The 376-nt window shown below is 56.9% G+C and carries 2 tRNA genes; both read left to right on the top strand.

What is annotated here, in order from left to right:
• The first annotated feature begins 146 nt into the window (after positions 1–146).
• Positions 147–222, top strand: a tRNA-Glu gene (locus J5M73_RS31545).
• A gap of 52 nt (positions 223–274) precedes the next feature.
• Positions 275–350 (top strand) — tRNA-Ala (locus J5M73_RS31540).
• The last annotated feature ends 26 nt before the right edge of the window (positions 351–376 follow it).

Here is a 376-nt window from a genome sequence, read left to right as displayed (position 1 = left end):
GCTCAGCTGGGAGAGCGCTTGCATGGCATGCAAGAGGTCGACGGTTCGATCCCGTCTAGCTCCACCAATTTACAGTTCAAGGCCTGGCCACACCGGCCTTGAATCGATCAGTACTCAGCACTGATCAGTTGTATAGAAGGGTTTGCGTCCCCTTCGTCTAGTGGCCTAGGACACCGCCCTTTCACGGCGGTAACAGGGGTTCGAGTCCCCTAGGGGACGCCAGTTTTACACAAGTGATGTTGCAAGATGTCGCTGCGCCGCGAGGCGAAAATCCGGGGCTATAGCTCAGCTGGGAGAGCGCTTGCATGGCATGCAAGAGGTCGACGGTTCGATCCCGTCTAGCTCCACCAATTTACAGTTCAAGGCCTGGCCACAC

It is taken from the genome of Pseudomonas sp. 50_B (assembly GCF_017491625.1).
Lineage (GTDB): Bacteria > Pseudomonadota > Gammaproteobacteria > Pseudomonadales > Pseudomonadaceae > Aquipseudomonas > Aquipseudomonas danubii.
Note: the sequence above shows the minus strand (reverse complement) of the source record. Positions and strands in the feature narration are given on the sequence as shown.